Origin of the sequence: Serratia ureilytica, assembly GCF_017309605.1 — a bacterium.
Taxonomy (GTDB): domain Bacteria; phylum Pseudomonadota; class Gammaproteobacteria; order Enterobacterales; family Enterobacteriaceae; genus Serratia; species Serratia ureilytica.
The window spans coordinates 4,268,779-4,292,045 of the sequence record NZ_CP071320.1 but is presented as its reverse complement, the minus strand read 5'-3'; the positions used below and the strand labels follow the sequence as shown (position 1 = coordinate 4,292,045).

Here is a 23,267-nt window from a genome sequence, read left to right as displayed (position 1 = left end):
ATCTCGCAGCGACAGGCACAAAACGGAGAGAAACTATGTTTGAACCAATGGAACTAACCAATGACGCGGTGATTAAAGTCATCGGCGTCGGCGGCGGCGGTGGCAACGCCGTTGAACACATGGTGCGCGAGCGCATCGAAGGTGTTGAATTCTTCGCTGTGAACACGGACGCCCAGGCGCTCCGCAAAACGGCGGTTGGCCAAACCATCCAGATTGGTAGCGGTATTACCAAAGGTCTGGGTGCGGGCGCGAACCCGGAAGTGGGTCGCAATTCAGCGGAAGAAGACCGCGAAGCCCTGCGCGCAGCGCTGGACGGCGCAGACATGGTCTTCATCGCAGCCGGCATGGGCGGCGGCACCGGTACCGGTGCGGCGCCAGTGGTGGCTGAAGTGGCTAAAGATTTGGGTATTCTGACCGTGGCCGTGGTGACCAAGCCTTTCAACTTCGAAGGCAAAAAGCGCATGGCATTCGCGGAGCAGGGTATCGCTGAACTGTCCAAACACGTGGACTCACTGATCACCATCCCGAACGACAAGTTGTTGAAAGTTCTGGGGCGCGGCATCTCCCTGCTGGACGCGTTCGGCGCGGCCAACGACGTGCTGAAAGGCGCGGTGCAGGGTATCGCCGAGCTGATCACCCGTCCGGGCCTGATGAACGTCGACTTCGCCGACGTGCGCACCGTGATGTCCGAAATGGGCTACGCGATGATGGGTTCCGGTGTGGCTTGCGGTGAAGACCGCGCCGAAGAAGCGGCCGAAATGGCGATCTCCAGCCCACTGCTGGAAGACATCGACCTGTCCGGCGCGCGCGGCGTACTGGTCAACATCACCGCCGGCTTCGACCTGCGTCTGGATGAGTTCGAAACCGTGGGTAACACCATCCGTGCGTTCGCTTCCGACAACGCCACCGTGGTTATCGGTACCTCGCTGGATCCGGAAATGAACGACGAACTGCGCGTAACCGTGGTTGCAACCGGTATCGGTATGGACAAGCGTCCTGAAATCACCCTGGTGACCAATAAGCAGGCCAGCCAGCCGGTGATGGATCACCGTTATCAGCAGCACGGCATGTCGCCTCTGCCGCAGGAAGTGAAACCTGCCGCGAAGGTGGTCAACGACCAAGCTGCGCAGCCGAATAAAGAGCCCGACTATCTTGATATTCCAGCCTTCCTGCGTAAACAGGCAGACTAAGAATATCCTGAGAATTTGGAATCTCCGCTCTTTGTGCTAAACTGTCCCGCCAGCCATGCTGTATGCTTGGCTGGTAGGATGGATAACATTGCGAGATAAAACGATGATCAAACAAAGGACATTAAAACGTATTGTTCAGGCGACTGGCGTCGGTTTGCATACCGGCAAGAAAGTCACGCTGACAATGCGCCCAGCGCCGGCTAATACCGGGGTCATCTATCGTCGCACTGACTTGAATCCACCGGTTGATTTTCCGGCTGATGCAAAATCCGTGCGTGATACCATGCTCTGTACTTGCCTGGTGAATGAGCATGACGTGCGTATTTCGACCGTTGAGCATCTTAACGCCGCGCTGGCTGGGCTGGGCATCGACAACATCGTCATCGAAGTCGACGCCGCTGAAATCCCAATCATGGACGGCAGCGCCAGTCCGTTCGTGTTCTTGCTGCTGGATGCCGGCATCGAAGAACTGAACTCGGCGAAGAAATTCCTGCGTCTGAAAGAGACCGTACGCGTTGAAGATGGCGACAAGTGGGCCGAGCTGTCCCCGCATAACGGGTTCCGCCTGGACTTCACCATCGACTTCAACCACCCGGCCATCGACGCCAGCTCTCAGCGCTATCGTCTTGATTTCTCGGCTGAGTCGTTCGTGCGTCAAATCAGCCGCGCGCGCACCTTCGGGTTCATGCGTGATATCGAATACCTGCAGTCCCGCGGCCTGGCCTTGGGCGGCAGCTTCGATTGCGCCATCGTGGTAGACGACTACCGCGTGCTGAACGAAGACGGTCTGCGTTTCGAAGACGAATTCGTACGTCACAAAATGCTGGACGCCATCGGCGACCTGTTCATGTGCGGCCACAACATCATTGGCGCGTTCACCGCGTTCAAGTCTGGCCACGCGCTGAACAACAAACTGCTGCAGGCCGTGCTGGCCAAGCAGGAAGCGTGGGAATACGTGACCTTCCAGGACGAAGCCGAAATGCCATTGGCATTCAAGGCACCGTCTACCGTATTGGCGTAAGGTCTGCATTCCTCGCCTGCGAATAACGGCAGGCGCATCCCCTGAGAGCCTGAGAATTCAGGCTCACGATGGTGTGGTGTCGGCTGTCCGGTATTTTGCAGTCCGTGTCGCTGATTACTTATCACGACTGGTTGTGTTGGTACCCTCTCCGGCCAATGCAGCCAGCCGTTCCAATATCTTGCGCAGTTTCTCTGGGCTACGGCTCGCTAATCCCCTCAGCTCTTCCGCACTCTCCAGACTCAAATGCCGCATCGGCACGGGTTTTTCCGGCGCTTTTTCGGCGTTTTGCACCTGGTTGCTGCCTTTCGCCATCAAGGCCGGATTAATCCTGATGTCGATCGACGACAATGATGGTAGAATTTGCGCTCGTAGTGCAGACAGCAAAGCGGGTTGTTCGTAGCGCAAGCGCATCATCCAACTGGCATTTGCCGTTTCGAGCACTAAAATACCCTGTCGGAAATTCGCGACGCGGCACCAGGGATGCAGGGGAGCGGGCAACAGGCCCTTCACTGCACGGTTAAGCTTGAGCAGCGCCACCGCGCGTTGCTGGACGTTATGCAGCGGCCCTTTGCTGCCGGCAGACGCGTCGTCGAACAGGACATCTAATAATTGTGGACGGCTATCGCGCATAATGGGCTCCGGCGGATTATAAACTCGTGATCGGTATTCTAAATCGTTGGCGACAATTTGGCAGACGTTATTTCTGGCCCCATCTCCTGTTAGGGATGGTTGCGGCCACGCTTGGCGCGCCTTCCAATTTGTCCGGCGCACCCGATCAGGCCGCATTGCCGAGCACATCGTCCAGCCTTAACCGGCAAAATTCGGCCAACGGCACCTTCAACAGCCTGGCCCTGCTGCAGGACGCGCATCGCCGTCCTACCTTCAGCGTAGATTATTGGCAGCAACATGCGCTGCGCACCGTCATTCGTCACCTCTCTTTCGCGCTGGCGCCGCAGGCGGTTTATGCGCGTGTGCAGGAGAGCGAAGCCGAAGCGGAACCCCCTTTGCAGGTAGCGCAACTGGCGCTGCTTTCTACTCTCAACGCGCTGCTGACGCACGAGCCGAAGCCGCCGACCATCATTCGCCACACCCACCTTGAGGTGCTGCCAACGCTGGCGCGGCACCAGACCGGCCTGTGGGTGGCGCAGGTGCAGGGCATTCGCGCCGGGCCCGTCGCCCTCGTCTGATCTCGCCCTTTGGGCACAAAAACCATAAATAATAGCAAGTTGACTGCCGCGCTCGGCGGTCATGACAGAGATATCAAACATCATGTTAGTGAAATTATTAACCAAAGTTTTTGGCAGCCGTAACGATCGTACCCTGCGCCGCATGCGCAAAGTGGTTGAGCAGATCAACCGCATGGAACCGGACATGGAAAAGCTGTCCGATGACGAGTTGAAAGCGAAAACCAACGAATTCCGCGCGCGCCTGGAGAAAGGCGAATCGCTGGAAAGCCTGATCCCGGAAGCCTTCGCCGTGGTGCGTGAGGCGAGCAAGCGCGTGTTCGGCATGCGTCACTTTGACGTGCAGCTGCTGGGCGGCATGGTACTGAACGACCGCTGCATCGCCGAGATGCGCACCGGTGAAGGTAAAACCCTGACCGCGACGCTGCCGGCTTATCTGAACGCCCTGAGCGGCCGCGGCGTGCACGTCGTGACCGTCAACGACTATCTGGCGCAGCGCGACGCCGAAAACAACCGTCCGCTGTTCGAGTTCCTCGGTCTGAGCATCGGCATCAACCTGCCGGGCATGCCGGCGCCGGCCAAGCGCGAAGCTTACGCCGCCGACATCACCTACGGCACCAACAACGAGTACGGCTTCGACTACCTGCGCGACAACATGGCGTTCAGCCCGGAAGAGCGTGTGCAGCGCAAACTGCACTATGCGCTGGTGGATGAGGTGGACTCCATCCTGATCGATGAAGCGCGTACGCCGCTGATCATCTCCGGCCCGGCAGAAGACAGCTCCGAGATGTACATCAAGGTCAACAAGCTGATCCCTAAACTGATCCGCCAGGAAAAAGAAGACTCCGACACCTTCAAAGGTGAAGGGCACTTCTCGGTGGACGAGAAGGCGCGTCAGGTACACCTGACCGAACGCGGCCTGATCCTGATTGAAGAGATGCTGGTGGAAGCCGGCATCATGGATGAAGGCGAATCGCTATACTCGCCGACCAACATCATGCTGATGCACCACGTTACCGCCGCGCTGCGCGCTCACGTGCTGTTCACCCGCGACGTGGACTACATCGTGAAAGACGGCGAAGTGATCATCGTCGATGAGCACACCGGCCGTACCATGCAGGGCCGCCGCTGGTCCGACGGTCTGCACCAGGCGGTGGAAGCCAAAGAAGGCGTGGAGATCCAGAACGAGAACCAGACGCTGGCTTCGATCACCTTCCAGAACTACTTCCGTCTGTACGAGAAGCTGGCCGGGATGACCGGTACCGCCGATACCGAAGCCTTCGAATTCAGCTCGATCTACAAGCTGGACACGATCGTGGTGCCAACCAACCGTCCGATGATCCGTAAGGATATGCCGGATCTGGTGTACATGACCGAGAAAGAGAAGATCGGCGCCATCATTGAAGACATCCGCGAGCGTACCGCCAAAGGCCAGCCGGTGCTGGTGGGGACCATCTCAATCGAGAAATCCGAAGTGGTGTCCCGAGAGCTGACCAAAGCGGGCATCGACCACAAGGTGTTGAACGCCAAATTCCACGCCATGGAAGCGGACATCGTCGCCCAGGCCGGCCAGAGCGGTGCGGTGACCATCGCCACCAACATGGCGGGCCGTGGTACCGATATCGTGCTGGGCGGCAGCTGGCAGGCCGAAGTGGCGCTGCTGGAAGAGCCGACCGAAGAGCAGATCGAAGCTATCAAAGCCGCCTGGAAAGAGCGCCACGACGCGGTGCTGGCGGCGGGCGGCCTGCATATCATCGGCACCGAGCGCCATGAATCGCGCCGTATCGATAACCAGCTGCGCGGCCGTTCCGGTCGTCAGGGCGACGCCGGTTCATCCCGCTTCTACCTGTCGATGGAAGATGCCCTGATGCGTATCTTCGCCTCGGATCGCGTGTCCGGCATGATGCGTAAACTGGGCATGAAAGAAGGCGAAGCGATTGAGCACCCGTGGGTGACCAAGGCGATCGCCAACGCGCAGCGCAAAGTGGAAAGCCGCAACTTCGATATCCGTAAGCAACTGCTGGAATACGACGACGTCGCCAACGATCAGCGCCGCGCCATCTACAGCCAGCGTAACGAATTGCTGGACGTGTCCGACGTGAGCGAAACCATCGCCAGCATCCGCGAGGACGTGTTCAAGAGCACCATCGACAACTACATCACGCCGCAGTCGCTGGAAGAAGAGTGGGATATTCAGGGGCTGGAAGAGCGCCTGAAGAACGACTTCGATCTGGAGATGCCGATCGCCCAGTGGCTGGACAAAGAGCCGGAGCTGCACGAAGAGACGCTGCGCGAACGTATTCTGGAGAACGCCAAAGAGCAGTACCTGCGTAAGGAAGAAGTGGTCGGCAGCGAAATGATGCGCAACTTCGAGAAGGGCGTGATGCTGCAGACGCTGGATTCCCTGTGGAAAGAGCACCTGGCGGCGATGGACTACCTGCGTCAGGGCATCCACCTGCGCGGCTATGCGCAGAAGGATCCGAAGCAGGAGTACAAGCGCGAATCCTTCAACATGTTCGCCACCATGCTGGAATCGCTGAAATATGAAGTGATCAGTGTGCTGAGCAAGGTACAGGTGCGGATGCCGGAAGAGGTGGAAGCGCTGGAACAGCAGCGCCGTGAAGAGGCCGAGCGTCTGGCGCAGCAGCAACAGCTGAGCCACCACGACGAGAACGCGCTGGTGACCGAAGATCCGAACGCGCCGGCGACCGCCGAGCGCAAAGTGGGCCGCAACGATCCTTGCCCATGCGGTTCCGGCAAGAAATACAAGCAGTGCCACGGCCGCCTGCAGTAATGCCGGCCGCGGTTGACCGATAATACCCGGGGGTTCAGCTTGCTGAGCCCCTGTTTTTTGGCACCCATCAGGAGGGTGAGATGAAACATCTGAATATCGCCGTGGGCATCATCCGCAATGCTCAACGGGAGATCTTTATTACGCGCCGCGCCGCTGACGCGCACATGGCCGGATTTTGGGAGTTTCCCGGCGGCAAGATCGAACCGGGTGAGACGCCGGAACAGGCGCTGAGCCGTGAGCTGCGTGAAGAGACCGGTATCGAAGCCGATCGGGCCGAACTGCTGGAGGTGGTGGAACATCGCTTCAGCGATCGCATCGTGACGCTGAATTTTTATCTGGTGGAGCATTGGGCGGGCGAGCCGTTTGGCCGTGAGGGGCAGCCGATGCGCTGGGTAAAACAGGCGGAGCTGCGTGAAGACGAGTTCCCGGAAGCCAACGCCGGCATTATCCAACTGCTGGTGGCGCAGGCTGGTGCCGCGCAATAACACTATCGGCCTGGCGTGCGCCAGGCCTTCAATCGGCGATTAGCGGTCGTCGAGTTCGCTCCAGTCCTCACTTTCCGACAGATCGCTGTTGCTCGGAATGCGCTTCTCTTCATCGGCCCACTCGCCAAGATCGATCAGTTGGCAGCGCTTGCTGCAAAACGGCCGGAACGGGCTGACTTCGCCCCAAACCACGCCGGTGCCACAGGTTGGGCATTTCACTACGGTCGTCATAACGGTTCCTTACGCCTTCTGGCGGTGCTGAGAAGGCTTGCTTTCATGAGTTCAACAACAGGCCAGTTCGAACGTCAGGCGTTCAGGCACCATGCCATGTTCGCTGTCCAAAGGCAGGAAACGAATGGCATAACGCGTCTTGTGGCCGGAAATTTGCGGATAAAGCTGCGGCGCCAGATGAAGGCGCAGGCGCAGCAGGTCCGCCCCTTCGGCGTTGTCCTGGAAAAAGCCGTTCAGACTGATTTGATTGCGGAACGGCCCCGACTGACGGATCAGATCCAGCACCATGATCAGCGCCTGGTTCAGCGGATCCAGCGACTGCAGCCAGGCGGCGACGTCGGCATCGCGATCCTGCTGCGGCGCATGCATCCACATGTGCAGGGTCGGCAAATCGAAGCTGCAGCAGCCGCCGGGAATGTTCAGACGCTGGCGCACCAGGCCGATCAGCCGGTCTTCACGCAGTGCCTGACCGAGGCGCGGTGCCGCCATCAGCGCCGATGAACGCGACTTCAACTGGCCGCGCAACTGCTCGATCAGCGCCATATCCACGCCCGGCACATCGGCCCAGGCCAACAGTTTTTGCTGCTGACGCTCCAGCTCTTTGAGCAGTTCGGTGCGTACCTCGCCGCGCTCCAGTACGTCCAGCAAATCGGAGACGGTGCGGAAAAAGGTAAGGGCGATGGCGGTTTCGCTCAGGGCGCGCTGGCCGTGCAGCTGTTGCAGTAAAAACTCGATGCGCAGCCAGGTACGCATTTTTTCGTTCAGCGGGTGTTCAAAGAGAACGGTTGGGGAAACATCACTCATGCAGTTTAATCCTGTTGGGGCGCTGTTGCCGCCAGTTCAAGGTAGCGACGATGCAGTGCGGCGACCCGTGGCTCTATCCCCTGAGCGGCGCCGCTGTTGTCAATAATGTCATCCGCCACGGCGAGGCGCTGCTGGCGCGTGGCCTGGGCGGCGAGAATGCTCTGCGCTTGCTCGCGGCTGATGCCGTCGCGCGCGATGGTGCGAGCCAACTGGGTTTCGGTGTCGACGTCGATCACCAGCACCCGATCGGCGCGATCCTGCAGGCCGTTTTCCACCAGCAGCGGCACGACCCACAGCGCGTACGGGCTGGCCGCCTGCGCCAGTTGGCGTTGGGTCTCGCGGTGTATCAGCGGATGCAGCAGTTGGTTCAGCCAGGTTTTATCATCGGGGTGGCTGAAGATGCGCTGACGCAGCGCAGCGCGGTTGAGCGCGCCGTCCGGCAGCAACATTTCATTACCAAATCGCTCGGCGATCGCGGCCAGAGCAGGGGTGCCCGGCTCAACGACCTGACGGGCGATCACGTCGGCATCGACAATGGCTGCGCCGTGGCGCGCAAAGGCGTTCGCAACGGTCGTTTTGCCGCTGCCTATGCCCCCGGTCAACGCAACAATGTAGGCCATGGTGTTAGGTGCATCCGATGTTCATAAAAAAATAATAGACGAATCATAAAGCGATCGCGCAGAAGTGCAAGTCGGCAGGCGGCGCTTGCGCCCCGGCCCCGTTTGGACGGCGAGAAAAAGCGCAGCGGCACGGCAGAAATGAGCGGGCAATCACACTGCGATTATGCAGGTAAATTTGTCGGATTGTAGCGTAAATAAAGGCGAATTCGCAGTCTTGTTCGGCGATTATTAGCGCGTATTATAACGTCACTGGAACTGGCATTAATCTCGCCGTCATCTTTCCGCGCCACGGGAAAGCCGTCGGGCAGAGGTTCGAATATCCTCCTTGCGATCCGTCGCCATTAACCAGGAAATCATAAGTCATGCGTATTGAAGAAGATTTGAAGTTAGGCTTTAAAGACGTGTTGATCCGCCCTAAGCGTTCCACGTTGAAAAGCCGTTCCGAGGTTGAACTGGAACGTCAGTTTACCTTCAAGCATTCAGGTTGCAGCTGGTCCGGCGTGCCGATTATCGCCGCCAACATGGACACGGTGGGCACCTTCCGCATGGCTGAGGCCCTGGCTTCTTTCGACGTTCTCACCGCCGTACACAAACATTACAGCGTCGAGCAATGGGCTGACTTCGTGCAGCGCATGCCGGAATCGGTGCTGCGCCACGTGATGGTGTCCACCGGCACCTCAGAAGCCGACTTCGCCAAAATGCAGCAGATCCTGGCCCTGTCTCCGGCGCTGAAATTCATCTGTATCGACGTGGCCAACGGCTACTCTGAACACTTCGTCGCCTTCCTGCAGAAAGCGCGCGAAGCCTGCCCGAATCACGTCATCTGCGCCGGCAACGTAGTGACCGGCGAGATGGTGGAGGAGCTTATCCTCTCCGGCGCCGACATCGTTAAAGTCGGCATCGGGCCGGGATCGGTATGCACCACCCGCGTGAAGACCGGCGTGGGCTATCCGCAGCTGTCGGCGGTGATCGAATGCGCCGATGCGGCCCACGGGCTGGGCGGCCAAATCGTCAGCGACGGCGGCTGCTCGGTGCCGGGCGATGTCGCCAAAGCCTTCGGCGGCGGCGCGGACTTCGTGATGCTGGGCGGTATGCTGGCCGGCCACGACGAGTGCGAAGGCACCGTGGTGGAAGAGAACGGCGAGAAATTTATGCTGTTCTACGGCATGAGCTCCGAGTCAGCGATGAAGCGCCACGTCGGCGGCGTGGCGGAGTATCGCGCGGCCGAAGGCAAAACCGTCAAGCTGCCGCTGCGAGGCGAGGTGGAGTTCACCGTGCGCGATATCCTCGGCGGCCTGCGTTCCGCCTGCACCTACGTCGGCGCCGAGCGTTTGAAAGAGCTGACCAAGCGCACCACCTTTATCCGCGTGGCGGAGCAGGAAAACCGCGTCTTCGGCAGCAAATAAGCCGCACCTTGCATTCGGGCGCAGCGCATCGCGGCGCCCGCTATCCTTTTACCCTTATCCCAACACGCTGCCCAGTTGAAAGATAGGCAGATACATGGCGATCACCAAAGCGCCGACAATCCCACCTACCACCAGCATCAGCAGCGGCTCCAGCGTTTGCGCCAGCGTATCGGCCAGCTCGTGCGTCTGCCGTTCATACAACTGCGCCAATTTATCCAGCAAGGCGTCCAGCGAACCGGACTCTTCGCCCACCCGCACCAGCTGCCGGCACAGCGGCGGAAACAGCGGTTGCAGGCCCAGGGCATGATGAAAGGCTTCGCCTTCGGCGATCTGCCGTTGCACCTGCTCCAGCGCCTGTTTGTACAGCAGATGGTCAGCCGCCAACGCCGCCGCGTTCAACCCTTCCACCAGCGTCAGCCCGGCGCGTTGGGTCATGGTCAGGATGCGAAATGTTTGGCTCAGCGCGCCGCCGCTCACCAGCCGGGCGATCAGCGGCAGGCGCAGCAAGAGAGCCTGTTCACGTCTGCGCCACGGCGGGCGCGGGTGCAGCCAGCGGCCATAGCCGAACAGCGACGCGCCCAGCAGCAGCGCCAGATAGGGGCCGGTGGCGATCAACTGCGCAGACAATGCCAGCAACCCTTGGGTAAACCAGGGCAGCGGCGCATCGAACGATTGATAAACCTTGGCGAATTCCGGCAGCACCATCACCAGCATCAACACGCTGACCATCAGCGCCACCGCGCAGATGAAGAGGGGGTAACGCAGCGCTTTGGTCACCTTGCGGCGCAGCAGCAACTGGGCCTCCTGTTGTTGCGCCAGCTGCAGGCAGCAGCGATCGAGGTTGCCGGTCAGTTCACCGATGGCGATCAGCTGGCGATAGATCAGGGGAAAAATCCCCGGTTGTTCGGCGAGGGTTTCGGAAAGCGGTTGCCCTTCGCGCACCTGGTCGGCCAGCTGGCGCAGCAGGCAGCGCCAGGCTGCCGAAGGATGCTCTGCTGCCAGCAACTGCAGCGCATTGACCAGCGGCAACCCCGCCTGCAGCAGAGTGGCGAGCTGGCGGGTGAAGTGGATTAACGGTTCTCCACGCCATTGGCCGGGCGTAACGCGTTTGCCGTGCCCGATTCGGTACGGTTGCAGGCCTTGTTCGATCAGCAACCGGCTCACCTGCCGTTTTTCCTCGCTCATCAGTTCGCCGCGGCGTAAGGCGCCCTGTGCGTCGAAAGCCTGCCAAAGAAACAGCCGGCGCGCTTTCATGGCGCGGCTATGCCAGGCTGGACGACGTCGATCACGCGGTACAGTTCTTCCAGCGAGGTCGTGCCTTCGGCGGCCAGCGCCAGGCCCGCTTGCAGCAGCGAAAGCTGCCCCTGTTCGCGGGCGATATCCGCCAGCAGACTGGGAGCGGCGTTCGCCAGCAATGCCGCCTGTATTTCCGGCGTAATGGCCAACAGTTCATACACGCCGATGCGCCCATAGTAACCGCCGAAGCAATGCTCGCAGCCATCGGCGCGCCAGACAGTGAGCGGTTCCGGCCAGATCTCGCTGGGAAAATGCGTCGGCTGGCTGTGCGGATAGCGGCAGTGGCGGCACAGTCTGCGCACCAACCGCTGCGCGACGATCAGCTTCAGACAGCCGGCGAGCAGGTAGCCGGGGATCCCCATGTGCATCAGCCGCGTCAGGGTTTCGCCGGTAGAGTTGGTATGCAGCGTCGACAGCACCAGGTGGCCGGTTTGCGCGGCCTTGACCGCGATCTCGGCGGTTTCCGCATCGCGGATCTCGCCGATCATGATGACGTCTGGATCCTGGCGCAGCAGGGCGCGCAGCACCCGGGCGAAGCTCAGCTCGGTTTTGGCGTTGATCTGGGTCTGATTAACGCCGAACAGCGGGATCTCGACCGGATCCTCGACGCTGCACAGGTTGCTCTGCGCATCGTTCAACTGGCGCAGACCGCTGTACAGCGTCACCGTTTTGCCGCTGCCGGTCGGGCCGGTCACCAGGATCAACCCTTGCGGGCAGGCCAGCGCCGTCGCGTAGCGCGCCAGATCCGCCCGGCTCATGCCTAACTGATCCAGCGGCAGTTCTTGTTGCTCGCCCTGCTGAACGCGCAGCACCACCTTTTCGCCGTGCAGCGTCGGCAGAGTGGCGATACGCATGGCATAGCGCGCGCTGTCCAGCGTCAGGCTGAGCTGCCCGTCCTGAGGCTGACGGCGCTCGGCGATATCCAACTGGCCGAGGATCTTCAGCCGGGCGACGAGGCGCGCGGCCAGCTGCGGCGGCGGTGAGGCGAGGGTTTGCAGCACGCCGTCGATGCGCAGACGAATGCGAAAATGCTGCCGAAAAGGCTCGAAGTGGATGTCCGAGGCGCGGCGCTGGATGGCCAGGCGCAGCGTCTGGTTGATGAATTGCACCACCGGCGCATCGCCGTCGTCGGGGTAGGCGATGTCGGTTGTGTCCTCTTCGGCCGCCAGCGGCGCCGAGAGCGGTTCGTGGCGCTGGTTAAGCGCCAGCTCCAACCTGGCCGCCGGCCATTGTTCCAGATGGATGCGTTTGCCGGTGGCGAAACGCAGCGCCGCCAGCAGCCCCTGCGGCGCTTCTTCGCTGAGCGCGACCGTCAGGGTGGTCGGGTCCTCGCTCAACGCCAGCGCCTGATAGCGCCGACACAGGGTGTGAACCTCTTCGCTGATTTGCGCGTTCATCGCCGTTACTCCGCCGCGTCGTCGAAGCGGAAGACTTCCCGGCACACCTCAACCAGCGTCGCGTTTTCGCTGCTGCACAGCCGGGTCCAGCGGGTCAGCCCATCGGCGTTCGACTTGGGGGTTAACGCCACCGCCAGCCCCTGCAGCGTTTGGGTGCCGGTCAGCGTGATTACGCCTTTAACGACTTTCACCCCGCTGACGTAACGCGACGCGCCGCCGCTGGGAATGCCTTTGCTGCCGGCTTCACAGCCGGCGGGCGCGCCTTCATCCAGTACGCACAGCTCGACCGCCAGCTTATATGGCGCCATGGTTTGCAGCATGTCGGTCATCGCCGCTTTCTGGATGTAGCGCTGGTAGGCGGGAATGCCGATGGCGCTGAGGATGGCGATGATGGCGATCACCACCATCAGTTCGATCAGGCTAAAGCCGCGTTGCGTTTCCATGCGTTGTTTCCTCCATAAGGGTGTGGAAAACAACGGTAGCGGTTTGCGCGGGGGAACGGCGAGCGGGTTTTACGCGTTTCTCGGCGTGCTTCCATCAGTATTGATGTCGTTTGCAGCGGAGGGAAAAACGGTGCGAGGGGCTTCGCAAATCTGCGTTAACGCCCCCGGCGGCCGGGGGCGAGGGGATCATTTGAAGCGCATCGACAGATCGAGCGCGGTCACATGTTTGGTCAGCGCGCCGACCGAAATGTAATCCACGCCGGTCTCGGCGAAGGTGCGCAGCGTCTCGCTGGTGACGTTGCCGGACACCTCCAGCTGGGCGCGGCCCTGGGTTTGGGCGACCGCCTGACGCATCATCTCGACGCTGAAGTTGTCCAGCATGATGATGTCGGCGCCGGCGTCCAGCGCCTGCTGCAGCTCATCGAGCGACTCGACTTCCACTTCCACCGGCACGTCGGCGTGCAGCCAGAAGGCTTTTTCCACCGCGTTTTTGATCGAGCCGGAGGCGATGATGTGGTTTTCCTTGATCAGGAAGGCATCGGACAGCCCCAGCCGGTGGTTGCTGCCGCCCCCGCACAGCACGGCGTATTTCAGCGCGGTGCGCAGGCCGGGCAAGGTCTTGCGGGTATCGAGCAGGCGAGTCTGGGTGCCTTCCAGCAGAGCCACGTAGCGGCTGACCTCGGTCGCCACGCCGGAGAGCATCTGCACGAAGTTCAGCGCGGTGCGCTCGCCGGTCAACAGCACCCGCGCAGGGCCGCGCAGCCGGCAAAGCGGTTGGTTCGGTATCAGACGGTCGCCGTCTGCCACCAGCCACTCCACCTGCACCTGGTTGCCCAACTGAATAAAGACTTCGTTCAGCCAGCGGCGGCCGCAGAACACGCCGGCTTCGCGGGTAATGACGGTGGCTTCGGCCTGCTTGTCCGCCGGTAACAATTGCGCGGTAATATCGCGCCCGGCGTCAACTTCACCTCCCAGGTCTTCGCGCAGCGCCTGGGCGACGGAATAGGGAATATCACTTTCAATACGTTCAAGAAGCTCGGTGCGGCGACGGTCGGCACTGTAGCGGCGTGTCGGCATGGAAAACTCCGAAATGGACGGTTAGTTCGTAGGGGAACATGCTACTCTGTTGCAGGAATAAGTACCACCGCAGAGAGGTGTCTGATGCAGTTGGAAAATGGCTGGATTGTCGGGGTGACGCGAGTGGTTTCGCCGCACTGCGATCGGCGCCCGGATGACGAGCCGCCCTCGCTGCTGGTCATCCATAACATCAGCCTGCCGCCCGGCGAATTCGGTGGCCCCTATATCGACCAGCTGTTCACCGGCACGCTCGATCCCGCGCAGCACCCTTATTTCGCCGAGATCCATCAGCTGCGAGTGTCTGCGCACTGCCTGATCCGCCGCGACGGGGAGATCGTGCAGTATGTGCCCTTCGACCAGCGCGCGTGGCACGCGGGCGTTTCTGTGTATCAGGGGCGCGAACGGTGCAACGATTTCTCCATCGGCATCGAGCTGGAAGGCACCGACCAGTTAGCCTACACCGAGGCGCAATATCGCACGCTGCAGGCGGTCACCGCGCTGCTGGCCGAACATTATCCGCCGTTGGCGGCGCATATCGCCGGGCATTGCGATATCGCCCCCGGCCGCAAAACCGATCCCGGGCCGGCGTTCGATTGGGATCGCTATCTGGCATCTCTGGAACAACGCGGCGCGCCCGCCGACGCTATGCTTGAGACAAGAAAAAGGGAGAGGAATCGCTAATGACGCTGTTTACGCTGTTGCTGGTTTTGGCCTGGGAGCGCCTGTTCAAGCTGGGGGAACATTGGCAGCTGGATCATCGCCTCGAAGTGGTATTTCAGCGGCTGCATCGGGTTTCGCTGGCGCAGACGCTGGCGATGACCGCCGCCTGGATGGTGATCGTCTGGGGCGTTCTGTGGTTGTCGCACGGGTTATTCTTCGGCGTGGTGACGCTGCTGCTGTGGATCGTCATCGATCTGCTGTGCGTCGGCGCCGGCATCAAGCGCAAACACTATCGCGCCTACCTGAAAGCGGCGCGGCAGGGGGATACCCATGCCAGCGATCAGATGGCGGAAGAGCTGGCGTTGATCCACGGTTTGCCGGTGGACTGCAGTGAAGAGCTGCGTCTGCGCGAGCTGCAAAACGCGCTGCTGTGGATCAACTTCCGTTATTACCTGGCGCCGCTGTTCTGGTTCGTGGTCTTTGGGCCGTACGGGCCGATCGCGCTGGCGGGATATGCCTTCCTGCGCGCCTATCAAACCTGGCTGGCGCGCCACAATACGCCGCTGGAGCGTTCGCAGTCGGGCATCGATCATCTGCTGAACTGGCTGGACTGGATCCCGGTGCGTTTGGCCGGGGTGGCCTATGCGTTGTTCGGCCACGGCGAGCGCGCGTTGCCGGCCTGGTTCGCCTCACTCGGCGATCGGCATTCGTCGTCGTATCAGGTGTTGACGCGGCTGGCGCAGTTCTCGCTGGCGCGCGATCCGCATATGGACCCGGTGCAAACGCCGCGGGCGGCGGTGACGCTGGCGCGCAAGGTGACGATGATCATCGTGGTGGTGGTGGCGCTGTTGACCATTTACGGCACGCTGCTGTAAACCGCCGTGAAAAACAAAACGGGCGCCTCGGCGCCCGTTTCTTTTTGGCCATCCGGCCGGGATTACAGCTTGGCGAAGCAGCGACGCGCGGCGTCGATGGTGCGCTGGATGTCTTCCTTGCTGTGCGCCACGGACATGAAGCCCGCTTCGAAGGCGGACGGCGCGAGATACACCCCCTCTTCCAGCATCAGGTGGAAGAAGCGCTTGAAGCGTTCCACGTCGCACTGCATCACGTCCTGGTAGCAGGTGACCGCCGGCGCGTCGGTGAAGAACAGGCCGAACATGCCGCCGACGTTGTTGACCACCAATGGAATATTCTCTTCCTGCGCCGCGTGCAGCAGGCCAGCGGCCAGCATCTCGGTCAGTTCGGTCAGCGTCTGGTGCACGCCAACCTGCGACACTTCGGTCAGGCAAGCGTAGCCCGCCGCCATGGCGATCGGGTTGCCGGACAGGGTGCCCGCCTGGTAGACCGGGCCGGTCGGCGCCAGCGCGTCCATCACCTCGCGACGGCCGCCGAAGGCGCCCACCGGCATGCCGCCGCCGATGATTTTGCCGAGGCAGGTCAGATCCGGCTCAACGCCGTAATAGGACTGCGCGCCGGCCAGCGCCACGCGGAAGCCGGTCATCACTTCATCGATGATCAAGAGCGCGCCGTACTTGTCGCACAGGGCGCGCAGGCCCGGCAGGAATTCCGGCAGCGGCGGTACGCAGTTCATGTTGCCGGCAACCGGCTCGACGATGATACAGGCGATCTCGGACGGGTACTGCTCGAAGGCGGCACGCACCGAATCCAGGTCGTTGTAGGTGCAGGTCAGGGTGTGCTTGGCGAAGTCGGCCGGCACGCCCGGTGAGTTCGGCTGGCCGAGGGTCAGCGCGCCGGAACCGGCTTTCACCAGCAGACAGTCGGCGTGACCGTGGTAGCAGCCTTCGAACTTGATGATTTTGTCGCGGTTGGTATAGCCGCGCGCCAGGCGGATGGCGCTCATGGTGGCTTCGGTGCCCGAGTTCACCATGCGCACCATATCCATCGTCGGCACCAGTTCGGTGACCAGCTGCGCCATTTTGACTTCCATCTCGGTCGGCGCGCCGAAGCTCAGGCCGCGCTGCGCCGCTTCAATCACCGCGTCGCGGATCGCCGGGTGGTTATGCCCCAGCACCATCGGCCCCCAGGAACCGACATAGTCGATATAGGCCTTGCCGTCGGCATCGAACAGGTAAGCCCCGTCTGCGCGCTCGATAAACAGCGGCACACCGCCCACGCCGGTGAATGCACGCACCGGAGAGTTTACCCCGCCGGGGATCAACTGTTGCGCCTGGGCGTACAGACTTTCGGACTTGCTGTGTAGGCTCATAAATCGGCTCCTGGATTCTCTTTTGAATGATTTGACCGCGCTATTCTAGAGGAGAGCGCCGCGTTATGAAACGATCACAGTCAGATACCATTAACGGCAGCGCCCGCCGCCGGGTTGGGGTAGAATTATCGCCCTGCCTATTTGTATTACAAATTACCTGACGAATCACTCGCGATGACAGAATCACAATCACAGCCAGTCGGGACGTTGAGCCCGCGTCTTAGCCGCAGCGATGCGGTGCGCCAGTTTATCCGCCGCGACAAAACGCCGGTGGCGATCCTGTTGATGGCCGCGCTGGTGGGGACGCTGGCCGGTTTGCTCGGCGTGGCCTTCGATAAAGCGGTGGAGTGGGTGCAGCAGCAGCGGCTGGCTTCGCTGGCGCAGGTCGCCGACTTCTGGATCCTGGTGTGGCCGCTGGCGTTTATCTTGTCCGCCGCGCTGGCGGCGCTGGGTTATTACCTGGTGCGGCGCTTTGCGCCTGAGGCTGGCGGTTCGGGCATTCCTGAGATCGAAGGCGCGCTGGAGGAGCTGCGGCCGGTGCGCTGGTGGCGCGTGATACCGGTGAAATTCATCGGCGGCATGGGAACGCTGGGGGCGGGCATGGTGCTGGGGCGCGAAGGGCCTACGGTACAGATGGGCGGCAACGTCGGGCGCATGGTCTTGGACGTGCTGCGCATTCGCGGCGCCGAGGCGCGCCATTCGCTGCTGGCGACCGGGGCCGCCGCCGGGCTGTCCGCCGCGTTCAACGCGCCGCTGGCCGGCATTCTGTTTATCATCGAAGAGATGCGGCCGCAGTTTCGCTACAACCTGATCTCGATTAAAGCGGTGTTTATCGGCGTTATCATGTCGAGCGTGGTGTTCCAGCTGTTCAACGGCCAAGGCTCGGTGATCGCGGTCGGCAAACTCGCCTCGGCACCCATCAACACCTTGTGGCTCTATCTGGTGCTGGGCGCGATATTCGGCGCGGTGGGCGTGGGATTCAACGCGCTGATCTTTCGCACTCAGGACATGTTCGCGCGCCTGCACGGCGGCAGAATGCGCAATGTGCTGCTGATGGGCGGGCTGCTCGGCGGCGTGTGCGGCATTCTGGGGCTGATCCAGCCGGAGGCGGCGGGCGGCGGCTTTGGGCTGATCCCGATCGCCGCGGCGGGCAATTACAGCGTCGGCATGTTGATGTTCATTTTCATTACCCGCATCTTCACCACGCTGCTGTGCTTCGGTTCCGGCGCGCCGGGCGGCATCTTTGCGCCGATGCTGGCGCTGGGCACGCTGTTCGGCACCGCCTTCGGGCTGGCGGGGGCGCATTTGTTCCCGCAGTACGGCATCGAGGCGGGCACTTTCGCCATCGCCGGCATGGGGGCGTTGTTCGCCGCCACGGTGCGCGCCCCGCTGACCGGCATCGTGTTGGTGCTGGAAATGACCGACAACTACCAGCTGATTTTACCGATGATCATCACCTGCCTCGGCGCTACGGTGGTGGCGCAACTGCTCGGCGGCAAGCCGCTGTATTCGTCGATCCTGGCGCGCACCCTGCAACGGCAGGAGGCGCAGTTGGCGCGGGAAGCGGCGGAGAAAACAAGTAAAGAAAATACAACAAATGCGGTGAATACTTGAACGCAACACTCAGGTATCGGATAATCGTTAATATTAATCAGGCAGCCCTGGTCGCGATCTGATGCTGAACAATGTTGGGAGTAAAGAGTATGAGTGATGAAACGGCACTGCCCCTGCAATTTACCGAGGCAGCAGCAAACAAGGTCAAGTACCTGATTGCTGACGAAGAAAATCCGAACCTGAAGTTGCGGGTTTACATTACCGGCGGCGGCTGCAGCGGATTCCAGTACGGTTTCACTTTTGACGACAAGGTCAACGATGGCGACATGACCATCGAGAAGCAGGGCGTGGCGCTGGTGGTCGATCCGATGAGCCTGCAGTATCTGGTTGGCGGTTCGGTGGACTACACCGAAGGGCTGGAAGGATCGCGCTTCGTGGTGACCAACCCTAATGCCAAAACCACCTGCGGTTGCGGTTCGTCGTTCAGCATCTGAGTTTGCCTGTCAGAATATCAACCCGCTTGCTTTCCAGCCGGCGGGTTTTTTTATGCCTACCACTCCACGAGGATCACTGCCACGCCGTTCTCCTGGGCCGGTGGGCTGTGGATGATATTCGGCTGTGCCGTCGCGTGGCTGCATTCGTCCCGCAGGGCGGCGGCTTCGAGGCGCACGGTGCATTGCGGTTCAATAGTCAGGGTAATGCCGATCTGGCCGCTGACGGCATCGGCATAGGCGGCTCCACTCAGCAGGGAGCCACAGCAGGCAAGCAGAATTTTTTTCATCATTGCGGGAATAGCCATCCGTAAGCCATCTTGTGATGACTTATCGGCAAAAAGTTAAAAAGTTTTAACAGCGCGGGGAAGGAATTAACCTGATGGTTACAGAACTTTACATCGTCAATACGCTATTTTCTGGACGAAAATAATACCACCAAACCCGTTTATAGTCTAATAAATCACCAGGCCGCCGCCCCGCAGGGCGGCGGCTCAGCGTTCGAGAATAAAGGCGGGCAGCTTGAGGTGCCAGCGGATGGCCGCCAGCCGAATGGCCAGCGTGATGACCATGCCCAGCATCATGGCTTGTTGCAGCGGCATGTTGAAGGTGTAAAACGCCGTGGCGTGCGCGATGCCGCCGATGATACAGGCGGTGGCGTAAATTTCGGTGCGCAGGATCATCGGGATCTCGCGCGCCAGCACGTCGCGGATAATGCCGCCGCCGACGCCGGTGATCACCCCCATGCAGATCGCCACCAGCGGGCCGGTGCCGGCCGCGAAAGCCTTGTTGACGCCGATGCCGACGAACACCGCCAGCCCGACGGCGTCGAGCACCGGCAGCACCCATTTCGGCAGGCGGCGCGGCTGGCGCACCAGCAGCAGCGTCAATACGCAGGTGATCATCGCCACCACCAGATCGGTGGGATCCTTGACCCAGAACACCGGGCCGTTGGCCAGCGCCATATCGCGGATGGTGCCGCCGCCGACCGCGGTAACCACGCCCAACACCAACACGCCGAACGGATCCATGCGCAGTTTGCCGGCCAGCAGTACGCCGGAGACGGCGAACACCGCCGTACCGAGAATATCCAACCAGAACACCAGCATCAGCGGATCTCCGCCAGCTGGCGGCACAGTTGCTGCGCCGCCAACAGCAGCCGCGGGCCGCCGCGATTGAACCAGTCTTCATTCAGCGCGATCACCGGCACCTGCAGCTGCGGCGCCCAGAAGGCTTTCACATTGGCGGCCTCTTTCGCGCCGCCGGTGATGACGATGGCCTGGGGTTGGCGCGCCAGCACCTGCTCGCGGCTGATCTGCGGCCAAGGCGTGCGGCTGTCGGCGAAGACGTTCTGCGCGCCGCACAGCGTCAACACCTGGCTCTGCAGCGTGGCGCCGGAGCTGGTGAACAGCGGCTGGGTGCCGAACTGCAGCAACACGCGTCGCGGAGGGTTATCGGCGTACTGTTGCCTGAGATCGGCGAACTGGCGGCGAAGGCCGGCGGCGGCCTGATGCGCCTGGTCCGGGTGCGGGCTGTATTGCGCCAGCTTATCCAGCAAGCCGGCGATCCCTTCGAGATTATCGGCGTCCGCATAGAAGATCGGGATGCCGAATGCGGCGAGCTGATCCAGCACGCGCTGCGGATTGCCGCCGCGCCAGGCGAGGATCAGATCCGGCTTGAGCGCCAGCACCCGCTCCAGGTTGATGCCCTGCCAGGAGGCCACCTGCTCCAGCCTGGCGGCCTGCGGCGGATAATCGGAATAGGCGCTCGCCGCCACCAGCACCTCGCCCATGCCGGCGGCATAGGCGAGTTCGGTGGCGTTGGGCGCCAGGCTGATCACTCGCTGGGCGGCCCCGGCCGGCAGGGCCAGCCAGAACGCCAGCAGCCAGAGCGCCGAGGTGAAGCGCAGCCTCACATCAACCGCGCTTGGCCAGGGTTTGCAGCATGGCGTTGACCATCAGCGTAGATTGCTCGGCCGCTACCACCAGGAACTCGTCAAAGCTCATGTGCGACTCGCTGTCGGCGACGTCGGAAATGGCGCGCACCACCACGAACGGCGTGCCGAACAGATGGCAGACGTGGGCGATCGCCGCGGCTTCCATTTCCACGGCGGCGACGCGCGGGAAGGTGGCGCGGATGCGCGCCAGCGGCTCGGCGCCGTTGATGAAGGCGTCACCGCTGCAGATCAGGCCGCGCACCGCGTGCAGATCCAGCTGTTTGATGCAGCTTTCCGCCAGCGCGATCAGTGCGTCGTCGGCGACGAACGCCGCCGGGCAGCCGGCCATCTGGCCCGGCTCGTAGCCGAAGGCGGTGACGTCGGCGTCGTGGTAGCGCACTTCTTCCGACACCACGATGTCGCCCACGCGCAGCGTGCTGGCCAGGCCGCCGGCGGAGCCGGTATTGATCACCACGTCCGGGCTGCAGTGCTCCAGCAGCAGGGTGGTGCCCATGGCTGCGGAGACTTTGCCGATGCCGGATTTCAGCAGGGCCACTTCAACGCCGCCGATCTGGCCGGTGTAGATTTCGCAGCCCGCGCGCTGGATGGTTTGACGGTTTTCGATTTGATCGCGCAGCAGGGTGACTTCCTGCTCCATTGCGCCGATGATGCCTACTTTCATAAATAACACTCGCTGATTGGCCGTGAGAATTGCGGCATAGTCTATCATGGCTGTGTATCAGAGATAATGCGTTGCATCCGCCGCCGGGAATTGTTATCACGGGGGCAGGGCGCAACGGCGGAGAAACAGATGTCCGGGATCGACTTCAAGCAAAAAATCAGCTTCCAACGGCCTTTCAGCAAACCGATCGAGGCCGAGGAAGAGTACGACATCGTGCGGCAGTTCGAGAGCGATCGCGGGCGCATCGTCAACTCGGCCGCCATTCGCCGTTTGCAGCAAAAAACCCAGGTGTTTCCGCTGGAGCGCAACGCGGCGGTGCGCAGCCGCCTGACGCACTCGATGGAGGTGCAGCAGGTCGGGCGCCATATAGCCAAAGAGATCCTCAACCGCTTCAAACAGGCGGGTAAGATCGATGAATTCGGCCTGACCCGGCTGCTCGATCCGTTTGAGAGCATCGTGGAAATGGCCTGTCTGATGCACGATATCGGCAATCCGCCATTCGGCCACTTCGGCGAGTCGGCGATCAACGACTGGTTCGCCCAGCGGCTCGATCCTGCCAGCTGCGGCAGCGAGCCGGGCAGTCACGATCGCTGCCAGGTCGCGTCGCTGCGGCTGCATGAAGGGGAGAGCGATCTGAACCGGCTGCGCAGCCGGATCCGTCAGGATCTCAGCCATTTCGAGGGCAACGCCCAGGCGATCCGCATGGTGTACAGCCTGCTGAAACTCAATCTGACCTACGCGCAGGTCGGCTGCATTTTGAAATACACCCGCCCGGCTTATTGGGCGGGCGACATCCCCGCCAGCCACAGCTATTTGATGAAAAAGCCCGGCTATTATCTGGCGGAAGAAGCCTTTGTCGATCGGCTGCGGCGCGAGCTGCACATGGGCGAGTTCGATCGTTTTCCGCTGACCTACATCATGGAGGCCGCCGACGATATCTCGTACTGCGTGGCCGATCTGGAAGACGCGGTGGAGAAGAGCATTTTCACCGTCGAGCAGCTGTATCAGCACCTGATTCAGGAGTGGGGCGAGGTGGCGCCGGGCGATCTGTTCGACAAGACCGTCGCCAGCGCGTTTCGCAAGATCGACCGCGGCGGCGCGCGGCGCAGCGCGGAAGATCAGTTCTTCATGTATCTGCGGGTGTTTACCGTGGCGCGGCTGGTGCCGCACGCGGCGCAGCGCTTTATCGACAATCTTGACGCGGTTTATCAGGGCAGTTTCAATCAGGCGCTGCTGGAAGATTCCAGCCCGGCCTATCAGCTACTGAAAATATTTAAAAATGTGGCGTTCAAGCACGTGTTCAACCACCCGGAGGTCGAGCAGCTCGAGCTGCAAGGCTACCGGGTGATCAGCGGCCTGCTGGACATTTACAGCCCGCTGCTGGCGATGTCGCTGGCGGACTTCAGCCGGTTGGTGCGCGAGGACAGCCATCGCGCTTACCCGATCGAAACGCGCCTGTTCCACAAGCTGTCCACCAAGCATCGGCTGGCTTATGTGGAAGCGGTAGAAGGGCTGCAGCATTTATCGCCGGAGCAGCAAACCATTCGGGAATATTATTTCCGCGCGCGTTTATTGCAGGACTATATCAGCGGAATGACCGACCTTTATGCCTATGATGAATATCGTCGATTAATGGCGGCGGAATAATTAAGCGGAGGAATAATTATCAGCAATTCCAACCGGTTGGCTGTCTCGAGTTTTGTAAAGACGAACAATATTTGTTTACTATTGCCAATCATCTGTGCCGGAACTTCGGGCTATTAATTAAC

General features: G+C 61.3%; 25 protein-coding genes. 12 read left to right on the top strand and 13 right to left on the bottom strand.

Annotated features, from left to right (window positions below; all coding sequences use genetic code 11):
• The first annotated feature begins 35 nt into the window (after positions 1-35).
• Positions 36-1,190 carry a cell division protein FtsZ gene (gene ftsZ / locus J0X03_RS20355; RefSeq protein WP_004932757.1) on the top strand — a complete coding sequence of 385 codons (1,155 nt, stop codon included), beginning with the start codon at positions 36-38 and terminating at the stop codon, positions 1,188-1,190.
• Between the two features lie 103 nt (positions 1,191-1,293).
• Entirely contained in the window at positions 1,294-2,211 is a 918-nt protein-coding gene (gene lpxC / locus J0X03_RS20350; protein ID WP_004932754.1) for a UDP-3-O-acyl-N-acetylglucosamine deacetylase, read from the top strand.
• A gap of 114 nt (positions 2,212-2,325) precedes the next feature.
• Here the strand turns inward: lpxC and J0X03_RS20345 are convergent, their stop codons facing one another.
• Positions 2,326-2,841, bottom strand: a complete 516-nt coding sequence (locus J0X03_RS20345; protein WP_004932751.1) for a DUF721 domain-containing protein — start codon at positions 2,839-2,841, stop codon at positions 2,326-2,328.
• Positions 2,842-2,867: 26 nt separating this feature from the next.
• Here J0X03_RS20345 and secM point away from each other — a divergent pair, with 26 nt between their 5' ends.
• The 3 genes from secM (at position 2,868) to mutT (ending at position 6,674) form a co-directional block, all read left to right on the top strand.
• A complete protein-coding gene (gene secM, locus J0X03_RS20340; RefSeq protein ID WP_033641856.1) occupies positions 2,868-3,398 on the top strand; it encodes a secA translation cis-regulator SecM in 531 nt (176 codons plus the stop codon).
• 82 nt (positions 3,399-3,480) lie between these two features.
• Positions 3,481-6,189, top strand: a complete 2,709-nt coding sequence (secA, locus tag J0X03_RS20335) for a preprotein translocase subunit SecA (RefSeq protein WP_042783690.1) — start codon at positions 3,481-3,483, stop codon at positions 6,187-6,189.
• Between the two features lie 80 nt (positions 6,190-6,269).
• Positions 6,270-6,674, top strand: coding sequence for an 8-oxo-dGTP diphosphatase MutT (gene mutT / locus J0X03_RS20330; protein WP_033641858.1), 405 nt, complete (start codon positions 6,270-6,272; stop codon positions 6,672-6,674).
• Between the two features lie 39 nt (positions 6,675-6,713).
• Here the strand turns inward: mutT and yacG are convergent, their stop codons facing one another.
• The gene (gene yacG / locus J0X03_RS20325) at positions 6,714-6,905 is read right to left on the bottom strand and encodes a DNA gyrase inhibitor YacG (protein ID WP_025301578.1); all 192 of its coding nucleotides are present in this window, start codon (positions 6,903-6,905) and stop codon (positions 6,714-6,716) included.
• 51 nt (positions 6,906-6,956) lie between these two features.
• On the bottom strand, positions 6,957-7,658 hold the full coding sequence (zapD, locus tag J0X03_RS20320) for a cell division protein ZapD (protein WP_372507295.1): 702 nt from the start codon (positions 7,656-7,658) through the stop codon (positions 6,957-6,959).
• Here zapD and J0X03_RS24345 point away from each other — a divergent pair.
• Positions 7,585-7,815: a hypothetical protein gene (locus tag J0X03_RS24345; protein WP_227414610.1), complete on the top strand. Its 231-nt coding sequence runs from the start codon at positions 7,585-7,587 to the stop codon at positions 7,813-7,815. The genes zapD and J0X03_RS24345 overlap by 74 nt on opposite strands.
• On the opposite strand, the gene coaE is transcribed toward J0X03_RS24345, so the two are convergent.
• Complete coding sequence (gene coaE / locus J0X03_RS20315) at positions 7,715-8,329, bottom strand: dephospho-CoA kinase (protein WP_025301580.1); 615 nt, start codon at positions 8,327-8,329, stop codon at positions 7,715-7,717. The two genes, J0X03_RS24345 and coaE, sit on opposite strands and share 101 nt — an antisense overlap.
• 362 nt (positions 8,330-8,691) lie before the next feature.
• Between coaE and J0X03_RS20310 the strand changes: the two genes are divergently transcribed.
• A complete protein-coding gene (locus J0X03_RS20310) occupies positions 8,692-9,735 on the top strand; it encodes a GMP reductase (protein WP_015376656.1) in 1,044 nt (347 codons plus the stop codon).
• A 54-nt stretch (positions 9,736-9,789) separates the two neighbouring features.
• On the opposite strand, the gene hofC is transcribed toward J0X03_RS20310, so the two are convergent.
• The 4 genes from hofC to nadC form a co-directional block, all read right to left on the bottom strand.
• A complete protein-coding gene (gene hofC, locus J0X03_RS20305) occupies positions 9,790-10,989 on the bottom strand; it encodes a protein transport protein HofC (protein WP_060659952.1) in 1,200 nt (399 codons plus the stop codon).
• Complete coding sequence (gene gspE / locus J0X03_RS20300; RefSeq protein ID WP_160203966.1) at positions 10,986-12,428, bottom strand: type II secretion system protein GspE; 1,443 nt, start codon at positions 12,426-12,428, stop codon at positions 10,986-10,988. The genes hofC and gspE overlap by 4 nt, the downstream gene beginning before the upstream one ends.
• Positions 12,429-12,433: 5 nt before the next feature.
• Positions 12,434-12,871 carry a prepilin peptidase-dependent pilin gene (gene ppdD / locus J0X03_RS20295; protein ID WP_033651664.1) on the bottom strand — a complete coding sequence of 146 codons (438 nt, stop codon included), beginning with the start codon at positions 12,869-12,871 and terminating at the stop codon, positions 12,434-12,436.
• Between the two features lie 186 nt (positions 12,872-13,057).
• On the bottom strand, positions 13,058-13,948 hold the full coding sequence (gene nadC, locus J0X03_RS20290; RefSeq protein WP_025301584.1) for a carboxylating nicotinate-nucleotide diphosphorylase: 891 nt from the start codon (positions 13,946-13,948) through the stop codon (positions 13,058-13,060).
• Positions 13,949-14,032: 84 nt separating this feature from the next.
• Between nadC and ampD the strand changes: the two genes are divergently transcribed.
• Complete coding sequence (gene ampD, locus J0X03_RS20285; protein ID WP_103101738.1) at positions 14,033-14,629, top strand: 1,6-anhydro-N-acetylmuramyl-L-alanine amidase AmpD; 597 nt, start codon at positions 14,033-14,035, stop codon at positions 14,627-14,629.
• Positions 14,629-15,483, top strand: coding sequence for a beta-lactamase regulator AmpE (ampE, locus tag J0X03_RS20280; protein ID WP_033631795.1), 855 nt, complete (start codon positions 14,629-14,631; stop codon positions 15,481-15,483). Before ampD ends, ampE begins: the two co-directional genes overlap by 1 nt.
• 62 nt (positions 15,484-15,545) lie before the next feature.
• Here the strand turns inward: ampE and hemL are convergent, their stop codons facing one another.
• Positions 15,546-16,835 carry a glutamate-1-semialdehyde 2,1-aminomutase gene (hemL, locus tag J0X03_RS20275; protein WP_015376661.1) on the bottom strand — a complete coding sequence of 430 codons (1,290 nt, stop codon included), beginning with the start codon at positions 16,833-16,835 and terminating at the stop codon, positions 15,546-15,548.
• Between the two features lie 174 nt (positions 16,836-17,009).
• Here hemL and clcA point away from each other — a divergent pair, with 174 nt between their 5' ends.
• Together clcA and erpA are read left to right on the top strand one after the other, a co-directional pair.
• Positions 17,010-18,449, top strand: coding sequence for a H(+)/Cl(-) exchange transporter ClcA (clcA, locus tag J0X03_RS20270; RefSeq protein WP_033641864.1), 1,440 nt, complete (start codon positions 17,010-17,012; stop codon positions 18,447-18,449).
• A gap of 89 nt (positions 18,450-18,538) precedes the next feature.
• Entirely contained in the window at positions 18,539-18,883 is a 345-nt protein-coding gene (gene erpA / locus J0X03_RS20265; protein WP_033641865.1) for an iron-sulfur cluster insertion protein ErpA, read from the top strand.
• A gap of 56 nt (positions 18,884-18,939) precedes the next feature.
• Here erpA and J0X03_RS20260 read toward each other — a convergent pair whose 3' ends face one another.
• The 4 genes from J0X03_RS20260 to mtnN form a co-directional block, all read right to left on the bottom strand.
• Positions 18,940-19,188 (bottom strand): hypothetical protein, encoded by a 249-nt coding sequence (locus J0X03_RS20260; RefSeq protein ID WP_160203967.1) that lies wholly within the window; start codon positions 19,186-19,188, stop codon positions 18,940-18,942.
• 186 nt (positions 19,189-19,374) lie between these two features.
• Positions 19,375-19,989: a TRIC cation channel family protein gene (locus J0X03_RS20255; protein WP_033641866.1), complete on the bottom strand. Its 615-nt coding sequence runs from the start codon at positions 19,987-19,989 to the stop codon at positions 19,375-19,377.
• Entirely contained in the window at positions 19,989-20,795 is an 807-nt protein-coding gene (btuF, locus tag J0X03_RS20250; protein ID WP_123061387.1) for a vitamin B12 ABC transporter substrate-binding protein BtuF, read from the bottom strand. The genes J0X03_RS20255 and btuF overlap by 1 nt, the downstream gene beginning before the upstream one ends.
• 1 nt (position 20,796) lies before the next feature.
• Positions 20,797-21,498, bottom strand: a complete 702-nt coding sequence (gene mtnN / locus J0X03_RS20245) for a 5'-methylthioadenosine/S-adenosylhomocysteine nucleosidase (protein ID WP_160203968.1) — start codon at positions 21,496-21,498, stop codon at positions 20,797-20,799.
• Between the two features lie 129 nt (positions 21,499-21,627).
• Between mtnN and dgt the strand changes: the two genes are divergently transcribed.
• Positions 21,628-23,145, top strand: a complete 1,518-nt coding sequence (gene dgt, locus J0X03_RS20240) for a dGTPase (protein WP_033651661.1) — start codon at positions 21,628-21,630, stop codon at positions 23,143-23,145.
• Positions 23,146-23,267 lie beyond the last annotated feature (122 nt).

Coding starts and splice junctions, on each gene's coding strand:
- J0X03_RS20255 (WP_033641866.1), bottom strand. CDS start 19,989: ATGCTGGTGTTCTGGTTGGATATTCTCGGTACGGCGGTGTTCGCCGTC.
- ampD (WP_103101738.1), top strand. CDS start 14,033: ATGCAGTTGGAAAATGGCTGGATTGTCGGGGTGACGCGAGTGGTTTCG.
- hemL (WP_015376661.1), bottom strand. CDS start 16,835: ATGAGCCTACACAGCAAGTCCGAAAGTCTGTACGCCCAGGCGCAACAG.
- J0X03_RS20260 (WP_160203967.1), bottom strand. CDS start 19,188: ATGGCTATTCCCGCAATGATGAAAAAAATTCTGCTTGCCTGCTGTGGC.
- yacG (WP_025301578.1), bottom strand. CDS start 6,905: ATGACGACCGTAGTGAAATGCCCAACCTGTGGCACCGGCGTGGTTTGG.
- zapD (WP_372507295.1), bottom strand. CDS start 7,658: ATGCGTACCTGGCTGCGCATCGAGTTTTTACTGCAACAGCTGCACGGC.
- erpA (WP_033641865.1), top strand. CDS start 18,539: ATGAGTGATGAAACGGCACTGCCCCTGCAATTTACCGAGGCAGCAGCA.
- hofC (WP_060659952.1), bottom strand. CDS start 10,989: ATGAAAGCGCGCCGGCTGTTTCTTTGGCAGGCTTTCGACGCACAGGGC.
- secA (WP_042783690.1), top strand. CDS start 3,481: ATGTTAGTGAAATTATTAACCAAAGTTTTTGGCAGCCGTAACGATCGT.
- lpxC (WP_004932754.1), top strand. CDS start 1,294: ATGATCAAACAAAGGACATTAAAACGTATTGTTCAGGCGACTGGCGTC.
- coaE (WP_025301580.1), bottom strand. CDS start 8,329: ATGGCCTACATTGTTGCGTTGACCGGGGGCATAGGCAGCGGCAAAACG.
- mutT (WP_033641858.1), top strand. CDS start 6,270: ATGAAACATCTGAATATCGCCGTGGGCATCATCCGCAATGCTCAACGG.
- ampE (WP_033631795.1), top strand. CDS start 14,629: ATGACGCTGTTTACGCTGTTGCTGGTTTTGGCCTGGGAGCGCCTGTTC.
- ftsZ (WP_004932757.1), top strand. CDS start 36: ATGTTTGAACCAATGGAACTAACCAATGACGCGGTGATTAAAGTCATC.
- dgt (WP_033651661.1), top strand. CDS start 21,628: ATGTCCGGGATCGACTTCAAGCAAAAAATCAGCTTCCAACGGCCTTTC.
- ppdD (WP_033651664.1), bottom strand. CDS start 12,871: ATGGAAACGCAACGCGGCTTTAGCCTGATCGAACTGATGGTGGTGATC.
- J0X03_RS24345 (WP_227414610.1), top strand. CDS start 7,585: ATGGCGGTTTCGCTCAGGGCGCGCTGGCCGTGCAGCTGTTGCAGTAAA.
- J0X03_RS20310 (WP_015376656.1), top strand. CDS start 8,692: ATGCGTATTGAAGAAGATTTGAAGTTAGGCTTTAAAGACGTGTTGATC.
- clcA (WP_033641864.1), top strand. CDS start 17,010: ATGACAGAATCACAATCACAGCCAGTCGGGACGTTGAGCCCGCGTCTT.
- mtnN (WP_160203968.1), bottom strand. CDS start 21,498: ATGAAAGTAGGCATCATCGGCGCAATGGAGCAGGAAGTCACCCTGCTG.
- nadC (WP_025301584.1), bottom strand. CDS start 13,948: ATGCCGACACGCCGCTACAGTGCCGACCGTCGCCGCACCGAGCTTCTT.
- J0X03_RS20345 (WP_004932751.1), bottom strand. CDS start 2,841: ATGCGCGATAGCCGTCCACAATTATTAGATGTCCTGTTCGACGACGCG.
- gspE (WP_160203966.1), bottom strand. CDS start 12,428: ATGAACGCGCAAATCAGCGAAGAGGTTCACACCCTGTGTCGGCGCTAT.